Here is a 17210-nt window from a genome sequence, read left to right as displayed (position 1 = left end):
GATCTCGCAAGAGGGCGGCGCTCGCACGCACGGAAAGGGGCCGGTCGATCGCCGGATGGCAGGCATCCGCAGGGTGTCGCAGGGACCGGTATCGAGGATGACCACGGCTCGCGCCCTGTCGATCGGTTTTGTCGGAAACGTCGTCACCAACCCGTTCGGGAAGGTGGCGGGCCGCCTCGCGGATCTCGCCACGGTCTCGTGCGAGCATCTCCCCATCGGGCAGATCGAGCAGGTGCTGGCGGGATCCGCCGTGGCCGACGTCCTGATCGTGCATCTCGACCATCGCTGGTTCTTTGACGTCGCCCCAGACGAGGCGGCCGTGGCCCGCGCGCGCGGCCTCGCCGAACTGGTTTCGGCGCGGCTCGCCCAGGCGCCGGGGACGATCATCCTCAACACCGTGCCGTTCAGGCCGGTCTCGTCCGTCGAGAGCGACCTCCACGACCAGTTGGAGGCGCTGGCGCAAGTCAACGGGGTGCTGTTCGAGCTCGCTCGGGCGCAGGAGCGCGTCAGCGTCGTCGACGCCGCCGGCGCCCTGACGCTGCTCGGCTTCGCCAACGCCTTCCGCGAGCGAAACCGGTACATGTACCAGATGCCCTACGCCCCGGCCGCCGTGGACGCGCTGGTCGAGCGCTACGCCGACGCCGTCGCGGCGCGGCTGCGGGCGCGGCGCAAGGTGGTGGTGGTCGATGCCGACAACACTCTCTGGGGCGGCGTCGTCGGCGAGGACGGCGTGGAGAACCTGGAAGTCGACAGCGACTATCCGGGGATCGTCCACACTCAGCTCCAGCGCCAGCTCCTGCGCTTGAAGAGCCTCGGGATCCTGCTCTGCGCGGTGACGAAGAACAACGAGGAGGATTTCCGCGCGGTCTTCGCCCAGCGCGCGATGCCCTTGCACCTCGACGATTTCGTGGCCTACCGCAGCAACTGGTCGGAGAAGAGCGAGAACATCCGCGACCTCGCGGCGACCCTGAACCTCGGCCTCGACAGCTTCATCTTCCTCGACGATAACCCGTTTGAGATCGAGGAGGTCCGCGCCCGGCTCCCCGGGGTCGAGTGCCACCTGTTCGACCGGACGCGCCCCGAGCAGGCACTCAGCCTGCTCGACGGAATCGCTTCCTTACGCGCTCGCAACGTCACCGCCGAGGATCTGGCCAAGACCGAGCAGTACCGCGGCGAGGCCCAGCGCCAGGAGCTTCAGCGCTCCGCCGCCTCGATGGACGAATACCTCGCCTCCCTCGAGATCCGCGTGCACGTTGCCCGCAACAACCCGGGCTCCCTGCGGCGGGTCACGCAGCTGATAAACAAGACCAACCAGTTCAACCTTACAACCCGGCGCTACACCGAGGACGAGGTCGCGACCGCCATGCGTGAGGGCGGCGTCTACGCCGCCCGGGTGGTCGACCGGTTCGGCGACATGGGCATCGTCGGGGTCGCCATCGTCCGGGGCGGTGAGCTCGAGACGTTCCTAATGAGCTGCCGGGCCCTCGGACGCCGCATCGAGGCCCAAATTCTGCGCCACGTCTGCCAGCAGGAGGGCGATCGGAACCTGAAGGCCCAGTATCGCCTGAGCGCGAAGAATCGCATGGTCGAGACCTTCCTGGACGACAACGGCTTCGAACCCCTCAGCGCTGGCCCCAATGGCAAGACGTACCGACTGACACGAGGACCGGATGACACCCCCTACATCCACATCGTCGCGGAGTGACCGCGGCGCCGTCGAGGCGGCTGCCCGCGCGACCTTCGCGCGGCTCGTCGAGACCTGGGGACGCCCGGATCTGGAGAATCCCGGGCCCGAGGACGACGTCTACGAGGGGCTCGATTCCTTCGCGGTGGTCGAACTCCTCCTCGAGACGGAATCCGAGATCGAGCGGACGGTCGGCCGCTACGTGCCGCTCGCCAACGAGAGCATCCTCGACAGCACGAAGTCGCCGCTCCGCCGCTTCCAGGGCTGGATCGACTACGTCGCCGAGACGGTCGAGCATGGCTGACCTGCGGTTCTCGCGCGCGACCCTCGCGGGGCTTGTCACCACGATCGGCGCGCGCGTCCAGGCCTTCGACGACGAGGCGGCCGGCCTCGGGCTCGCACCCGAGGAGGCGGAGCGCCTCAAGCGGGCCATGGGCTTCTCGACCCGGCACGTGGTCGCCGATCCCAGCACCACGACGGCGGATCTCTGCCTGCACTCGGCGCGGCAGCTCCTGAGCGGCCTCGACCTGCCGCCCGACGCCGTCGACGGCCTGATCCTGGTCACCCAGACCCCGGATTACAGCTCGCCGTCCACGTCGATCGGGATGCAGCACCGCCTCGGCATGCGGACCGACACGCTCTGCTTCGACATTCGCCTCGGCTGCAGCGGCTTTGTCTACGGGTTGTCGGTCGCCTACAGCCTGGTCGAATCCGGTCTCAACCGCGTCCTGCTCTGCGTCGGCGATGTCGCGAGCCGCATGGTCGCGACCGGGGACCGGTCGATCACGCCGATCATGGGTGACGCCGGCGCCGCGGTGCTGATCGAGCGGCGCGAGAGCGAGAGCTTCTTCCAGCTCCACAGCGACGGCTCGGGCGAGAAGGCCCTGTTCATCCCGCACAGCGGCCTCCGCGCCGACGCCGAGGACGCGGGCAAGCCCGGCACCATGCACATGGACGGGGCGCAGGTCTTCAACTTCACCCTCAAGCGTGTCCCGCCGCTGATCGAGGGCATCCTGGCCTTCTCGGACACGCGCGCCGAGGACGTCGACTTCCTGGTCCTGCACCAGCCGAACAAGTACATCCTCAAGAACCTCCAGCGCCGCCTGGGACTCGACGACAGCAAGCTCCCGACCGGCACCCAGTCGGTCTACGGCAACCAGAACTCGGCCTCGATCCCCGGCACGATCTCGGGCTTCCTCGCGGAGGCCTATGCGGGTCGGCGGGTGCGCTCGCTGCTCGCCGGCTTCGGGGTCGGGCTAAGCTGGGGAGCCTGCACGATCACCACCGACCGGATCTTCGCGCCCCCGGTCCTGACCTACGAGGAGACCACCCGATGACCGAGGGCGCATTCCTGGACGAGCTCGGTACGATCCTCGACCAGCCGGGGCCGCTCGCCCGCGGGCAGAGCCTCGGGGAGATCGAGACCTTCGACTCGCTCGGCATCCTCAACATCATGGCGCTCTACGACACGCTGGGCCTCGAGGTGGATCCGCAGCGGATCGCGGGGGCGGCGACCACCGACGACCTGATCGCGCTGGCCGGCGCGAAGCTGCAGGCCTGAGCCGGTGTCGGAGTTAGGGGCGCACGTCCTCGTCGTCGGGGCAAGCAGCGGCATCGGTCGCGCCGTCGCCGAGCGCCTCCGCGCGGGCGGGGTGCGGATCACCGCCCTCGCCCGGCGGGCGGACCGGCTCGCCGAGCTGGAGGCGCTCGGCTGCGCCGCCGTCTCGGCCGACGTCACCGACCTGCCGGCGATCGGCGGCGTACTGCAGGCGGCGGTCGCCGAGCGGGGTCTCCTGACCGGGCTCGTGTACTGCGCGGGCGTTCAGGTCATCAAGCCGATGCGCAGCCTGGGCGTGGAGGAGGTCGAGCGCCTCTATCGCACCAACCTCGTCGCGCCGACCCTGTTCGCCGCCGCCTTCGGCAGCGCCCGCGTCTCGACCCGGGACGCGGTCTTCTGCGCGGTCTCGTCCGTCGCGGCGCAGCGGCCCGAGCCGGCGATCGTGCCCTACGCCGCCTCCAAGGCGGGCCTCGACGCCCTGATCAAGGGCTTGGCCCGGGAACTCGCTCCCCGGCGCGCGGTCGGCGTCGCCCCCGGCTGGCTCGATACCGAGATGACCCAGGCCCATGCCCGCCTGTACGGTGCGGACTTCAAGGACGCGCTGGAGAAGCGCAGCCCCGCGGGCGCCGCGACCGTCGAATCCGTGGTCGACGCCATCGCGTTCCTGATGTCGCCCCAGGCCCGGCACGTCACCGGCGAGATCCTGCGGGTCGACGGCGGGGCCGTGCTGTGACCGGGCCGGGGCAGCGGCTCGCGCTGATCGGCGGCGGCGGCTTCTCCAAGGAGATCGCCGAGATCGCGCGCGCCCTCGGCCACACGGTCGAGGATACCTATTCCACCGCTCCGGAGGTCCAGGTCGGCCGCTACCGCGGCTATCTCGACGCGCTGCTCGCCGACCGGGCGGAGTATGACGGCGTCGTCCTGGCGGTCGGCGGCGTGAGCCGGCACGCGATCCGGGCGCGGGCCGAGCTGATCGCGTGGCTCGACCGGCACGGCCTCCCCTGCCCCGCCCTCGTCTCGCCCCGCGCGATCGTGAGCCCGGACGTCGCGGTCGGCGCCGGCGCCTTCGTGGCGCACGGGGTGATCGTCAACGCCGATGCCCGGCTCGGGCGCTTCTGCGTGCTGAACTCGGCGGCCATCGTCGGCCACGACACGGTCGTCGGCGACAATACCACGATCTCGCCGGGCGCTTTCGTCGGCGGCCGCTGCACGATCGGCGCCGACAGCCTCGTCGGGCCGCTCGCTAAGGTTCTTCAGGGCCTCACCCTGGGTCAGGGCGTCACGGTCGGCATGGGTTGCAACGTCCTGCGCGCCCTGCCCGACAACGCCACGATCTGGCCCCGGGCGGACATCGTGGCCCCGGCGCCGAAACCGGCCTGATCGGCCTCAGCTCCGCCCGATTGCTGCGTCAGTTCAGTCTTTCCAAATTCGATTTGTTCAGATGGTCGGCCTCGCGTCCGAACATCGCGAGGAGGTTCCATGAGCGCTGAGCCGCGATCGTTCGAGCAGCCGATCTACGTGACCCGTCCGATGCTGCCCGAACTCGCGGTCTTCACGAAGCATCTGGAGGCGATCTGGCAGTGTGCCATTCTCTCGAACGGCGGGCCGCAGCACGTGGAGCTGGAGAAGCGGCTCCACGCGCACTTGGGCGACGGCCACATCGCGCTGTTCAACAACGGCACCAACGCCCTGATGACGGCGGTCAAGGCCTTCGACCTTTCGGGCGAGGTCATCACCACCCCCTTCACGTTCGCGGCGACGCCGCACGTGCTTGCCTGGCATGGCATCCGGCCGGTCTTCGCCGACATCGAGGAGCATTCGATGACTCTCGATCCGGCCCGGATCGAGGCCGCGATCACGGAGCGCACCACCGGCATCCTCGCGGTTCACGTCTACGGCAATCCGTGTGACGTCGAGGCTATCGAGCGGATCGCGCGCAAGCATTGCCTCAAGGTGCTGTACGACGGCGCCCACGCTTTCGGGACGCGGGTCAACGGCCGGCCCGTCGCGAGCTACGGCGACGCGACCATGTTCAGCTTCCACGCCACAAAGCTCTTCCACACCGCGGAGGGCGGGGCCGTGGTCACGAACGACGGAGACGTGAAGCGGCGAATGGAGCTGCTCAAGAATTTCGGGATCGCCGACGAGGTAACCGTCAAGGCTGTCGGCATCAACAGCAAGATGAACGAGATTCAGGCCGCCATGGGCCTGTGCTTGGTCGATGCGATCGCGACCGAGAAGGCAAAGCGGCTGGACCTCGCGCATGTGTACCGGGATCACCTCGGCGGTGTGCCCGGCATCACCGTTTCACGGCCGCTGGACCTCGATACCGACAGCCTGCAATATTACTGTCTTCGAATCGACCGGGCCGTCGCAGGCGTGAGCCGTGACGAGGTTTACGACCGCCTCAAGCACTACAATGTCTTCGCGCGTCGCTATTTCTATCCGCTGTGCAGCCAGTATGAGCCCTACCGTCTCTTTCCGGACAGTGCGAGCGACAATCTGCCGGTGGCCAACAGAGTGGGCAACCAAGTCCTCTGCCTGCCCTTCTACGGCGAGCTCGGGACTGCCAACGCGGAGCGAATCTGCCAGATCCTTCGTCACATCGTGATGGACGGCGCCGTCGGTGCTGTGCACGCAGCCTGAGATCGGCCGGCGTCGGGATAATGAGTGTTTCTCGATCCGGCCCTTGAGCGCCCGACGCACGAAGGGATTGGTATGAGTGCCGTCCTCATCTCCAGTTTGCGCGCACGCGTCAGCCTGTTTCTGGCGCGGAAACCGGTCGATGCCGAGTATTATCTCAACTGCTATCCAGACGCCCGCGCGGCCGGAGTCGATCCGATCCGACACTTCGCCGAATGCGGGCATGCCGTGCCCATCTGCGCGGCGACCATGGAGCGGGCCATCATCAGGCTCTCACCGTTCCTGGCGCTGGCGGCCGTAGTCCTGCCGATCCGGCGCGACGACTGAGTCCAATGTTTCGTCGCCCATTATCAAGAGCTCTGGTGCGGCGATCTGGGTCTGGAGTTCCGTTTCGCTCGCTGGGTTGCACGTCTCCTGGCGGTCCGGGCCACGGGTTCAGGGCCCGACGCTGCGAATCTGAAGCGGATCGTCAACGCCACATTGAAGATTGGTGGCTTCGCCCACTTTACGGACCCGGCGGTAGCCCAAGTCATCCTATACCGGGATGCGTGACCCTCGTCCGCGTCTAACCCAATGGCTCACGACGTGTCGGCACCACGGCAGACCGTCCCAGAGGCGTCGCGTGACAAGGGCCTCTGCGCGTGGCAGGACTTGCCGAAATCCGTGCGTTCGTCGCGTTCCACTCACAGAGGCGTATCTATCCCGTATGCACATGCCCATCGACCGGATCCGTGAAACGCGTCCGCTGGACAGCCGGCGGCGCTCGCATCTGCGGCTGGCTGAGCCGAGCGACGCGGTTCTGATCTACCGGTTGCGCTCTGATAACCGTCTCAGCCGTTTCCTCAACGCGCCACCCACCACAGTGGAAGAGCAGGCAGCGTGGCTCACGCGATACAAGAACGACGAGGCCGCAGGCAGACAGTACTATTTCATCATCGTTTCCGATGGTCAGGATCGCGGCACGGTCCGGATGTACGATTTTCGGATCATCAAGGGATTGAAGTCATTCTGTTGGGGCAGCTGGATCATCGCGCCTCCTCCGGTCGTCGGCCTCGCAGGTTACTCCGCGCTCGTGATCTACGAACTGGGATTTGAGCATCTCGGCTTTGAGCATTGTCATTTCGACGTGCGTCGCGAAAATGAGAGCGTGATCAATTTCCACCTTCGTTCAGGCGCGAAGATCGTCGACGAGGGTGAGCAAGATTATTTCTTTCACTTCAGTCGCGAAGCTTATGACGCGTTCAGGTCGGCGCATGCGTCGGCCATTGAGCGGCACTCCGCCTTGTTGCAGACCTCCTGATCGGTGCGGCGACGAGCGACGGTGCTGGACACCCGATTCCGGCTGCATGATGCGTCGTTCGACGTAGAGGATACATATCTCAGCGATGTTGGAGTGGTTTGCCTTACGGATCGCGCGCCGGATTGTCGACAGTGACTATTATCTGACGCGAAATGCCGATGTGGCGGCGGCGGGCGTCGATCCGGTCGCCCATTTCGCCCGACACTGGTCCGCGGCGCCGTTGCGCGCGCCCAACGTGCGCATGGAGGCGCGGATCTACGCGTGGTCGCCCGTGCTAGTCGCCGTTCTGGCGATGCTCGGGCAGCGCCGTCAGGACATCACGGACTGCTTCCGCTACCGCATCAACCAGCTCGCGACCCGACGCGGCTTCGGCCTGCAGCTTCGGCTAGCGCTCGCGCTTGCGCGCTTCCTCGCCGTGCGGTCCGCATCGCCCGCACGTCCGAGCGGGGGAGCGGGCACTGATCTCGGCTCGATTTACCCGGTGGTGCGGATCGGGCAGGATGCGGTGCCCTGGATCGACTGCCGCAGCATCGCGGAAGCCGGCGTGTTCGACTTCGCGGATCCAGAGGTCGCCCTGTCCGCTCAGCCTCCGACTGCTCGTCGACTGTGCAGGCCGGAACTCTGGTGCGCGACGATCCTGGACGCGTCGATCTTCGGCTTCGCTCAGGTCGTCTCCCATTCTGCCTTCGTGGTCTACGAGCCGGAGGCGGACCCGACATTCCGCTACACGAGCCGCCAGTGCGAGTTCGTCATCACCTGCTTCGGCTCCAAGGGCGACCGGGTCCTGGCCCGTGTCCCGCAGGATGCCGATCGGGCGATCGATGCGGGCATCCTTCTGATCGGGCGATGCGGTGCGAACTACTTCCACTTCCTGATCGAGTACGCCACGAAGGGCTATATCGTCGACAACGCGTCGATACCGCAGGATGTGCCGCTCATCCTGAGTGACGATCTGTTCCCACAGGAAATGGACGCCCTCAAGCTGCTCTTCCCGAGCCGCCCATTCACGATTCGAGAGCACGGCAAGCGGCTCGACGTGAAGACGCTCTACGTTCCATCCTTGATGACCTTCATTCCAGACACGCCCGATGTCGAGTTCTGGACGGTTGCCGCTGTCAATCACGCGAGCCTGTCCTGGCTGCGCGGGCGGGTGCTCGACGCCGCGCCGGCGCCCGGCACCCCGCCGGGGCGAAAGCTTTATCTCGGTCGATCCGCGGGGCGTAACATCACGAACGCCGAGGAGGTGGAAGCCGTCTTTCGCCGGCACGGCTTCGAGATCGTCAACCCGGGTCAGCTCAGCTTCACGCAGCAGGTCGAGGCTTTCAGGACCGCGCGTTGCATCGCCGGGCCGATCGGTGCCGCCTTCGCCAACCTAGTCTTCGCATCCCCGGGCACGCTCGTCCTGGGACTTGTGTCGCCGTTCGCCGTGCAGTTCTCGACGTTTGCCAGCCTCGCGACGTTTGCCGGGTGTCGTTACCTGGCCGTCCCCGGCGAGCACGAGGCCTATCGCCCCGGAGCCGAGAAGAGGCGCCGCTCGCTCGAGCTGACGCATGGCAATTACCGCATCGATCTCGATTACCTGGATACGGTGCTGCGGACCTATGTCTGAAATCTTGCCCTTCCGATACACGTCGTCGCGATCTGGTCGATAGGGATGACAGCATGAAGACGCCATGGACCGATCTTGGCCTGCGGTTCGAGGCCGTCATCTCATCGCCTGTCGCTCACCTGCGGTCACACCGGTTCAGTCTTCGGCTCCTTGGCGCCACACCGCTCCCAGCGGAGGCGCAAGCCGGCGTCGGGGACGAAGCTCTCAGGCAGGAAGCGCGCGATCGGGAGCTCGGCCGCGTGCCCACACGGGCATTCCGCGCGTAGAGTCAGAACGCCATTCTCCATGCTATTCGCGATCGTGGCCGGCGTAATCTCGCGTCCGATGGAATCGTAGGCCCGGCGCGGGTTGCGCCTGTGCCGCGGTACCGGGGCGCCTACGCCCGGCGTATAGGTCTCAACGGGCACTCGCGTCATAACCCGGCCTCGACGAGCCCGCGGCTCTCGGCCAGCCGCAGCACGTTAATATCCGAGAAGATCAGGTCCTCGCTTTGCCAGCGCTCCAACTCGTCGCCGATCAGCGATACCGGCGGTCCGGAGTGCCGTAACAGTCTCCAAAACCGGTCGTAATCGTTGCTCAAGGCGCTATAATAACGCGATTTGGCAGCGAGCGTGCGCCGTAGCCTTCCGAGCCCCTTCGCTGATGGTTGGGCCTCTCTGCTTCCCTGAACTGGCTAGAGCGGACGCGCAACTTGCTCATGGGGTAAAGAACCCGCTACCTGCGCTCACTGAGCTGTCGGCGAGAGGCTGGTATGAAAATAAACTCTACCGCTTTCGTTGATCCGTGGGCACAGATCGCCGCTGCCAACCACCACCTTAGCCGCCACCGACACTCAGTAGACTGCAACTTCCGAGATATGGACCTTCTGCTGCCAGCGTAAAAAAGAGCATCTCACATGATTGATAAGCCGACAGTAGTTCTTTGTGGGAAAAACATAGTTTGTAAAGAGAGTTTGTCGCTCATACATAAATATTCCGATAAATATGAAGTGTATTATGTGTATGCGGAAAAAGATTACGACTCGTCCAAGCCCATCATTGATCTTGCAAATTCGCTCGAGGTAAAGGTATTTTGCGTTCGTAATGCCAAAGAGCTGACAGATTTTTACATAATTTCAAAACCTGCCCTTTTGGTGTCGATCCAATTTTCAATAATACTATCGCCGGAGGTAATTGAAGCCGGCAGAGATAGGCTTATAAATCTTCATTTTTCGCCTCTCCCGCTTTATCGTGGGATGGCGCCAATTACCCATGCAATATTGAACGGTGAACCGCGTTTCGGCGTAACGCTGCATATAATAGATAGTGGAATAGACACCGGCGCGATTATAGATCAGGCGGTTTTTGACATACAAAAAATGTCAAATCGAGAAGTTTATACTTCTTGTGAGTGGGCTGGAATAGAACTCGTTAGGTCGAATTTGGATAAAATATTAACAACAATTGGCCTTCGGTCTCTAACCAGCTTGTCTCATGAGCAGGATGACAGCATCGCCACCTATTACGGGCAGTTCGATATCGACTATAACGACAGTGTAATTAACTTTAACCGGACTGCACATCAAGTAGAGCGATTTACGCGAGCTTTTACATTTCCTCCCTCCCTCTATCCCCGCATAAAGATCAAAGAACAAATGTACCGGGTTCTTGCACCTCCGACTATCGGCGAGCGCTCCGAGCCCCACAAGCCAGGGATTGTGTTGCGCACTGACCCAGTGACTATATCTAGCCGTGATCGATTTCTCATTTTCAATGAATTGCAAGAGGAATGAACCGAAATCGCTATCCTTAGCGGGCATGTCCTTACAAGATCAGTCAGTAAGGCAGAAGTTTCGAGCGGTTTTTTGGGGGGCCATCTGTAGCATAGGGATATATGCGACGAACGCGAAAGACAGCTTTAGTCAGCGGGTCGATCCGTGTCACCATGGACGTCGACGCGTAGCCTGTCGCAGGGGAGCCCCACTCGAGACAAAGGGTGGGGGGCAGATCAAAATTAGATACGGGGGGGCGGTCAGCTCGCTTTGCCTATGAGTGCCCCGCTTCCAATGCGCTACTCCGAGCAAGTGGTGCGTGAATGGTAGGACTATCCTCAATGGCCCTCAAATGTCGCCAAGACCAGCCGTGATTAAAGACACACCTACGTGATGGCAAGGCCACAAGCACCGCAAAACGGTGCCTCGATTGTTGGGCCGCGTCATCGGCCTATCGCATGAGCTGCCTCGGTCTTATCTGATATTTAGAGATAAAAAATCAGACAGGCTGCCAGTGTCAATGCTAAAATTTGCATGAATTTGCGCAACAGAGGGCGGGCGATTTCGATAAAGATCTATCTTTGGCCCTGGAGTTGCAATCTGGTGATAATCGCAATTTGCGAAGTGAGCGATATTCTGAAATACCGACATCATAGAATGGCGACTTGATAAGGCTATGATCTTTGTGCCTGGGTTGCAAAAAATCATGTTGGTAAAGGCAGCTCCAGTCGGTCCTGCAATGCATTCAGCTGTTCGGAAGAGATTTATTTGCTCTACGAAACTCAAGCTACCAGGATCAATAACTTCGAAACCCCTCTGCAAAAATATATCTTCGACTTCGGCGGCGTTTGTGATGCTGCGCCCGAATCTTCGCGACAGGAAATACCGACCTCGGGATTGACGTATTGCGTCTAAAGGCGTGTTGGAGAGAACACGATCCCTTAGCCATTTTAAGCTAGCATCGCGGAGGCCCGATTTCATCCAGTCCGGTACTTCGCCAGCATCCGGCAAATAATTCATGACAGACGCAGTGTGTAGTAGATCAACCTTCAAAGCTGTATTAGATGGCCGTTTAAATAGTGGGATTCCTGGAAAGATGATGTTGATCGCTTCGTATTGTGAAGGGAATAGGTCGTCCGTGACTACCAAAGGAATTTGATCAATCAAATTGCAACGTTCAAAAATATACCCTTTTGTTAAGTACTCTAGCATAAAATGGAAATAGTTCTTTGCGCAGCGGCCGCCGAGAAGGATGCCTTCAGGAATCGCCTCCGTGATCGCGGGTATCTTTGCAATTGCTGAGGCGCCGGTGCGGTCAAGGTTCAGGATTATATCCTGTTGGCCGGCTACGAACGAGAATTTTGGATCGGCTGCCGGTTCCTCAACGACATATCGGTTTCCGGCCATTATTTGTGCCGTACCAAAAATAGTGGCGTCATTTATTGTGATGTGCGTCAAGGGCGGAATGATTACTTCTCGGCGTCGTGTCTTATTTCTCCAGCCGACCGGATGCACTTCGTTGAAATAGTAATTGGCTTCGGGTTCTATTTGTGTCCGAGTCAACCAGGGGGCATCATCCCTCCAGGCGCGGAACACCCGGAGACGCTGACCGAAATACTCGGCTACGGTAGAATTTTGCAGGACCTCTGCGTCAGTGATTTTTTTAACGACCCTCACGGCAATTCTGCGTTGAAACGGCTTATTGGCCCAATGCAGCTCCTTAAATCGCACTCTGAATATAGCAAGCCATTCAAGGTTTGCTCGGCCGCTCGCCGCATACCATCCCACCACGACAGGTGAAACTACAAACAGCAACCGAGAAATGGTGCTATTGGGAGCGCGAATTGGTGATGATTTCCAATATTTTGCGTAATGTTTGACCGGGTCGACTTTTGCGACCCCTACATCTGAATAATTCGAGAGATAAAATTCTTTGTTTACGACAATTTTTGCAAGACAATGCTTCAATTTATTCACAAATTTGCTTTTATTGAAGAGCATTTATATTAAACCCACAGTAAGATTTGCTTCTTTCTAATCGTAATCTGTTATTTTGCGGAACTTATTGATCAAGTCAATCTTCTACCCGCGCTATGAGAAGCACCCGATAGCTAAATTTGCCAGCTATGCTCCGGTTGTTGCGCCGATCCTGGAATTGGAAGCCTTGGCAAGGCTGTGGAGAATTGAAGCGGCAGGGTACCTGTTAGTGTTGCTTACCGTGTGCTTACCACATATATTCATTGGTAAGTAGAATACCAAGAAAAATGACGTAAGCCATTGCCCAAACCGATGAAGTACTGTTGAATAGGAATTATCAAACTCCTTCTGGGTCAGAAGGCGCGGGTTCACAGTGCGGCCGCCCTCCTCGGCCGAGATGCCGAACGCGAACACGTAATGGAAAACGCTGTAGCAGAGGACGATGTCGGCTTGGCCGATCGCATCCCGGACGGTGTCCCGGTTCGCCGGGAACGCCCCGGCGATCTTCATGGTCACGCCGGCGACGTCGGACAACTGCGCGAGCATTTCCGCGCTATCGACGAGGGCCAGGCGGTGGTTCCGCTCGCGGCACAAGTCGATGAGGCGATGCGGCGGCCCGGCACATCTGGGCCCGATATCCACGATGGTGGCGCCGGTCCCGAGGAGTGCCGGGAGCTTGGCCGCGATGTCGCGGAGGATCGCTTCCTCGAAGCCGTCGCGGTACGTCTCCGGGAAACCGATCCGCTCGTTGGCGGAGAGGTGCGGGTTCTGCGCGAGGGCGCGGAACCCCTCGAAGGTCAGACCGACCTTGGCAAGATCGATGTCGTGCTCGGTCCTGAGGCGCTCCAAGAAGCGCGACGCGCTTTCGGACGGATCGCCGCCGGCAGCGTTCAGGGAAGACGATGACAGGGCGGCCTCCTGTTGTGGTTGGGATTGGCGCGGGGCCTGGGCAATCCCGGCCTCGCCGCGCTCACGGCACCCCGATTCGGGTGGCACGTCGGTCTGTCCGCGGACATTAGGACCGCTGACGGAACCGGGCCCCGCGGCCCGGCGCTGCGAACCTCACGTCGAGGCGGTGCGAGGGTCCGGCTTCGCGGCCGCTTGGCAAGCGCGCACGACGTGCCGGATTTCCGCGTCCTGGAGATGGGGTCCGATCGGCAGGCTTAGGATCTCCCGACCAAGCGTGCGGCCTAACTGGCTCTCCCCGGCGATCGGCGTCCCCGCATAGGCTTCGGCGTCTGCCGGTGCGATCGGGTAGTGGATCTGGGTGCCGACCCCCGCCTGGTCGAGCGCTGCCGCCAGCGCGTCGCGCTGCCCGGACCGGACGACGAACAGATGCCAGACGGGGTCCGTACGCGGATCGAATTGTGGAAGGGCGAGGTCCGTCTCGGCGAGGCCGTCCTGATACGCGGCCGCGACGGCGCGGCGGCGGCTGTTCCAGTCGTCGAGGTGGCGCAACTTGATGCGAAGGAGCGCGGCCTGTAATTCGTCGAGCCGCGAATTTACGCCCTGCTGCCGGTGCACATACTTCTCGCGCGAGCCGTAATTGGCGAGTTCGCGGATCCTGCGCGCGACCGCGGTGTCCGACGTGGTCACGGCCCCGCCATCGCCCAGAGCCCCCAGGTTCTTGCCCGGATAGAAGCTGAACGCGGCGGCGTGCCCGAGGCTGCCGGTCCGCTGTCCGGCGAAGGTCGCGCCGTGCGCCTGCGCGGCATCCTCGATGCAGACGAGATTGTGTCGGTGCGCCAGGGCGCGGAACGCCTCCATGTCAGCCGGCTGGCCGTAGAGGTGGACCGGCATGATGGCCTTCGTCCGGCTGCTGACGGCCCGCGCGGCTCCGGCCGGGTCCATGTTGTAGGTCGACGGGTCCGGATCGACGGAGACTGGCTTCGCGCCGACCTGGCTCACCGCCAGCCAGGTCGCAATGAACGTGTTCGACGGCACGAGAACCTCGTCGCCGGGACCGATCCCGTAGGCCCGCAGGATCAGGATCAGGGCGTCCAGGCCGTTGGCGACGCCGATCGCATGCTCGGCTTCGCAATAGGCGGCGAACTCCGATTCGAAAGCTTCGACCTCCTCACCCAGGACGTATCGCGAACGGTCCAGGACGCGGTGCCACGCGGCGTCGAGGTCGGCGCGGACGGTATCGTGGGTGCGGCCGAGATCGAGAAACGGAACCTTCATCGCGGGCCTCCTCTACCGGCTTCCCACGGCGCGCAGGAACGTGTCGTATTCCCTGTAATAGTCGCTCTCCTCGTAATGCTGCGAGGCTAAGGAGAGACACACTGCCCCACCGGAGAACTCGTCGATATCACGCCACACCATGCGCGGGACATAGAGGCCGATGTTGGGTCGATTGAGCAGAAATGTCTGGCGCGTGTGGCCGTCATCCAAGTGGACTTTGAAGCTGCCAGAGATCGCGATCAGGACCTGCTGCAACTCCTTGTGGCTGTGCCCCGCGCGCACCGCGCCGTGCGAGACATCGTAGATGAAATAGACGCGTCGGATCGCGAACGGCACATCCTTCTCGGCCTCAATGGGTGTCAACGCACCCCTGTTATCGAGGATGTGGCGAAACTCGATCAGGTGTGGCTGAATCATCGTTTCCCTGCCGAAGTCCCGGCTTTCTGACGTCGGCCCTCCACCGCGGAACATGCGATGGAGCGCGATCGAGGGCCCTTCGCGTCTGGCGCGCGGTCCGATGTTGCGAAGCCCTCTAAGCGCAAGTCGGCCGATCCGCAACGGTCCGGTCAACTATACCGAGCTTTGCGAAATAAATGCAATTTCAGGTTTATTATCCCTCGGTCCGACGCGTGAAGGGGAGCGCGCCGAGCAGTCGATCGACGACCGAGCGAGCGATGGGCGGCGGGTGAGGTGGCTGCAGCGGCGATAAGACGGGAGCCGGCCGCGGCAGATGTCCGAGGGCCGCAATCACGGCGCTCGGCGCGACGTGGTAGCTGGCGTGGAAGGCGTGACCATCCTCGTTCGTGGTTGCGCCGCGCAGGAACGTGATTTGCGCGCCGCTGGCCTCGATGAAACTCGTATAGCCTCGGAAGTTGAAGCTCAGATTGGCGTGGATCAGGCCGAGGATCCGGCAGTCCGGGCGGCAGAACAGTCCATTCGTGAGTGCCGAGCTCGACGAGCCGACGATGATGTCGCCGGCGTGGAACGCGTCGACCTGTTCGAGGAACGTCATCGTCTCCGGCGTGATGACCTCGAAGCCGTGCGGCCGCAGCGCCTCGGCGATCTCGACCTCGTTGACGAGTTGGCGCTGCGCGAAGGCCTTGCGCGAGATGAATAGCCTACGGCCGGTGCGGCCGCTCAGGGCCCCGCGCGCGCGGGCGCTGTCGAGAACGCGGGTGCGCAGATCCACCAGGATGTCGGAGGGCCAGATGGTGTCGTAGACCGGCTGCCCCGGCCGCATCTCGAACGGGAAGAAGGCGGGCACCGGTGCGAGGCCGAGCCGGCCGAACGCCACCGGCCGGGGCGGCAGCTTGATGATCGGGCGGTCGCGCGTGTCGAGGAGCCGGACCACCTCCTCGTGGGTCGCCGGCATGTGGTCGTCGATGCAGAGCGGGATGCCGTCCGGGCAGCGCGGGTCGTTGTACGCCAGCATGCGCGGGACGAACTCGCAGAACCAGTGGCCGTAATTCCGGCTCTGGAGCCCGAACATCGACAGGCCGGCCTCGATGGACAGGCTGTCTTCCGGAACCTCGACGAGGGCTCGCCTTTCCCCGAAGGCCGCCATCACGATCTGGTCCGGGTTGACCCCGTCCTGGAGCAGCACGTCCCGCCGGCGGGGATGGGCGGCGAGGTCGTAGATCAGGTAACCGTCCTTCACGACGAGGTTGCTGCGCGGGAAGGCGTGGCAGCCGTCGACGAACGCCAGGTACTGGCTCGGCGCCTCCAGATCCCCGGGCTCGGAGGTGAGCGGCGGCGGCGGCTCGGTGAACTTGAGCCGCGGTGCCTGGATCGGCCTGGGCGGCCGCAACTCCGCGTAGTCGATGCCGGGCCGGCCGGCCAGGGACGCGGCGGCGACCATGTCGTAGCAGGCCAGGGGGCCGGCGCCGATCAGCCGGCGGGTCGTCTCGTGCAGGGCGACGGCCGCGTCGAATTCGCCGGCCTCGATGAGCGCGTCGAGCTGGAGCCGGCGCAGGTTCTTGATCTTCTTGGCGAGCGGGTCGCCGTCCCGCGACACGAGGCCGGGCGCGCCGCCGTTGAGGTCCAGGGCGAGGCGGTAGAACTGGACGCTCGCCTCGGCCTCGCCGCGCAGCTCCAGCAGCCACGCCCTGTCGATCAGGTCCTCCATGATCCGCGGCCGCAGCCGGTTCGCGTCCGGGGCAAGCAGCCGCGCGACGACCGGATCCGCCTCGGCGAAGCGTCCGCGGGCGCAGAGGTCCCGCAGGCGCGCCTCCGCGGCGGCCAGGGCCCAGCGGCCGCCGTCGCGGCCCGCCAGGGTGGCCGCGAGGTCGTAGGCCTGCGCCGCGAGATCGGGCGCGCCGCCGCCGTCCAGCCGGAACGCCAGGGCGTCGAGATGGCGAATCATCGTGCCGGGGCTGCTCCCGGCCGCCTCCGGATCAGCCGCGAGCGCGCCGAGCCGCACGATCAGGTCGGCCTGGCCGCCGCGATGATCTCTGATCAGGTCCAGGAAGTGTGACATGTTCCGCGCGCTCGACCGGCCCGTTCCCG

17 protein-coding genes are annotated in these 17210 nt (G+C 63.3%); 11 read left to right on the top strand and 6 right to left on the bottom strand.

The window, feature by feature from the left end:
• Positions 1-97 precede the first annotated feature (97 nt).
• The 10 genes from MMSR116_RS04545 to MMSR116_RS04500 all read left to right on the top strand — a co-directional run bounded on the left by MMSR116_RS04545 (position 98) and on the right by MMSR116_RS04500 (position 8794).
• The gene (locus tag MMSR116_RS04545) at positions 98-1705 is read left to right on the top strand and encodes an HAD-IIIC family phosphatase (protein WP_010685062.1); all 1608 of its coding nucleotides are present in this window, start codon (positions 98-100) and stop codon (positions 1703-1705) included.
• Complete coding sequence (locus tag MMSR116_RS04540; RefSeq protein WP_039893832.1) at positions 1671-1988, top strand: hypothetical protein; 318 nt, start codon at positions 1671-1673, stop codon at positions 1986-1988. Before MMSR116_RS04545 ends, MMSR116_RS04540 begins: the two co-directional genes overlap by 35 nt.
• Positions 1981-3021 (top strand): ketoacyl-ACP synthase III, encoded by a 1041-nt coding sequence (locus MMSR116_RS04535; protein ID WP_010685060.1) that lies wholly within the window; start codon positions 1981-1983, stop codon positions 3019-3021. Before MMSR116_RS04540 ends, MMSR116_RS04535 begins: the two co-directional genes overlap by 8 nt.
• Positions 3018-3245: a hypothetical protein gene (locus MMSR116_RS04530; RefSeq protein ID WP_010685059.1), complete on the top strand. Its 228-nt coding sequence runs from the start codon at positions 3018-3020 to the stop codon at positions 3243-3245. The genes MMSR116_RS04535 and MMSR116_RS04530 overlap by 4 nt, the downstream gene beginning before the upstream one ends.
• Positions 3246-3249: 4 nt before the next feature.
• Entirely contained in the window at positions 3250-3975 is a 726-nt protein-coding gene (locus MMSR116_RS04525) for an SDR family NAD(P)-dependent oxidoreductase (protein WP_010685058.1), read from the top strand.
• The gene (locus tag MMSR116_RS04520) at positions 3972-4622 is read left to right on the top strand and encodes an acetyltransferase (RefSeq protein ID WP_010685057.1); all 651 of its coding nucleotides are present in this window, start codon (positions 3972-3974) and stop codon (positions 4620-4622) included. The genes MMSR116_RS04525 and MMSR116_RS04520 overlap by 4 nt, the downstream gene beginning before the upstream one ends.
• Positions 4623-4721: 99 nt before the next feature.
• Positions 4722-5888: a DegT/DnrJ/EryC1/StrS family aminotransferase gene (locus MMSR116_RS04515; RefSeq protein WP_010685056.1), complete on the top strand. Its 1167-nt coding sequence runs from the start codon at positions 4722-4724 to the stop codon at positions 5886-5888.
• Between the two features lie 24 nt (positions 5889-5912).
• A complete protein-coding gene (locus tag MMSR116_RS04510) occupies positions 5913-6212 on the top strand; it encodes a hypothetical protein (protein WP_010685055.1) in 300 nt (99 codons plus the stop codon).
• A 379-nt stretch (positions 6213-6591) separates the two neighbouring features.
• Positions 6592-7185 (top strand): GNAT family N-acetyltransferase, encoded by a 594-nt coding sequence (locus MMSR116_RS04505; RefSeq protein WP_010685054.1) that lies wholly within the window; start codon positions 6592-6594, stop codon positions 7183-7185.
• Between the two features lie 544 nt (positions 7186-7729).
• The gene (locus MMSR116_RS04500; RefSeq protein WP_158168514.1) at positions 7730-8794 is read left to right on the top strand and encodes a glycosyltransferase family 61 protein; all 1065 of its coding nucleotides are present in this window, start codon (positions 7730-7732) and stop codon (positions 8792-8794) included.
• 412 nt (positions 8795-9206) lie between these two features.
• Here MMSR116_RS04500 and MMSR116_RS04495 read toward each other — a convergent pair whose 3' ends face one another.
• Entirely contained in the window at positions 9207-9374 is a 168-nt protein-coding gene (locus MMSR116_RS04495) for a hypothetical protein (protein WP_010685051.1), read from the bottom strand.
• A 315-nt stretch (positions 9375-9689) separates the two neighbouring features.
• On the opposite strand from MMSR116_RS04495, the gene MMSR116_RS04490 reads away from it, so the two are divergent.
• Positions 9690-10565 (top strand): methionyl-tRNA formyltransferase, encoded by an 876-nt coding sequence (locus tag MMSR116_RS04490; protein ID WP_010685050.1) that lies wholly within the window; start codon positions 9690-9692, stop codon positions 10563-10565.
• A 453-nt stretch (positions 10566-11018) separates the two neighbouring features.
• On the opposite strand, the gene MMSR116_RS04485 is transcribed toward MMSR116_RS04490, so the two are convergent.
• The 5 genes from MMSR116_RS04485 to MMSR116_RS04465 all read right to left on the bottom strand — a co-directional run bounded on the left by MMSR116_RS04485 (position 11019) and on the right by MMSR116_RS04465 (position 17181).
• Positions 11019-12545 (bottom strand): glycosyltransferase family 61 protein, encoded by a 1527-nt coding sequence (locus MMSR116_RS04485; protein ID WP_083920263.1) that lies wholly within the window; start codon positions 12543-12545, stop codon positions 11019-11021.
• Positions 12546-12668: 123 nt separating this feature from the next.
• Positions 12669-13517 (bottom strand): hypothetical protein, encoded by an 849-nt coding sequence (locus tag MMSR116_RS04480; RefSeq protein ID WP_010685047.1) that lies wholly within the window; start codon positions 13515-13517, stop codon positions 12669-12671.
• A gap of 66 nt (positions 13518-13583) precedes the next feature.
• Positions 13584-14705, bottom strand: coding sequence for a DegT/DnrJ/EryC1/StrS family aminotransferase (locus MMSR116_RS04475; protein ID WP_010685046.1), 1122 nt, complete (start codon positions 14703-14705; stop codon positions 13584-13586).
• A 12-nt stretch (positions 14706-14717) separates the two neighbouring features.
• Positions 14718-15122 carry a sugar 3,4-ketoisomerase gene (locus tag MMSR116_RS04470; RefSeq protein WP_010685045.1) on the bottom strand — a complete coding sequence of 135 codons (405 nt, stop codon included), beginning with the start codon at positions 15120-15122 and terminating at the stop codon, positions 14718-14720.
• A gap of 193 nt (positions 15123-15315) precedes the next feature.
• Entirely contained in the window at positions 15316-17181 is a 1866-nt protein-coding gene (locus MMSR116_RS04465; protein ID WP_010685044.1) for a glycosyltransferase family 61 protein, read from the bottom strand.
• Between the last annotated feature and the right edge of the window lie 29 nt (positions 17182-17210).

The organism is Methylobacterium mesophilicum SR1.6/6 (assembly GCF_000364445.2).
Classification (GTDB): Bacteria; Pseudomonadota; Alphaproteobacteria; order Rhizobiales; family Beijerinckiaceae; genus Methylobacterium; species Methylobacterium mesophilicum_A.
Note: the sequence above shows the minus strand (reverse complement) of the source record. Positions and strands in the feature narration are given on the sequence as shown.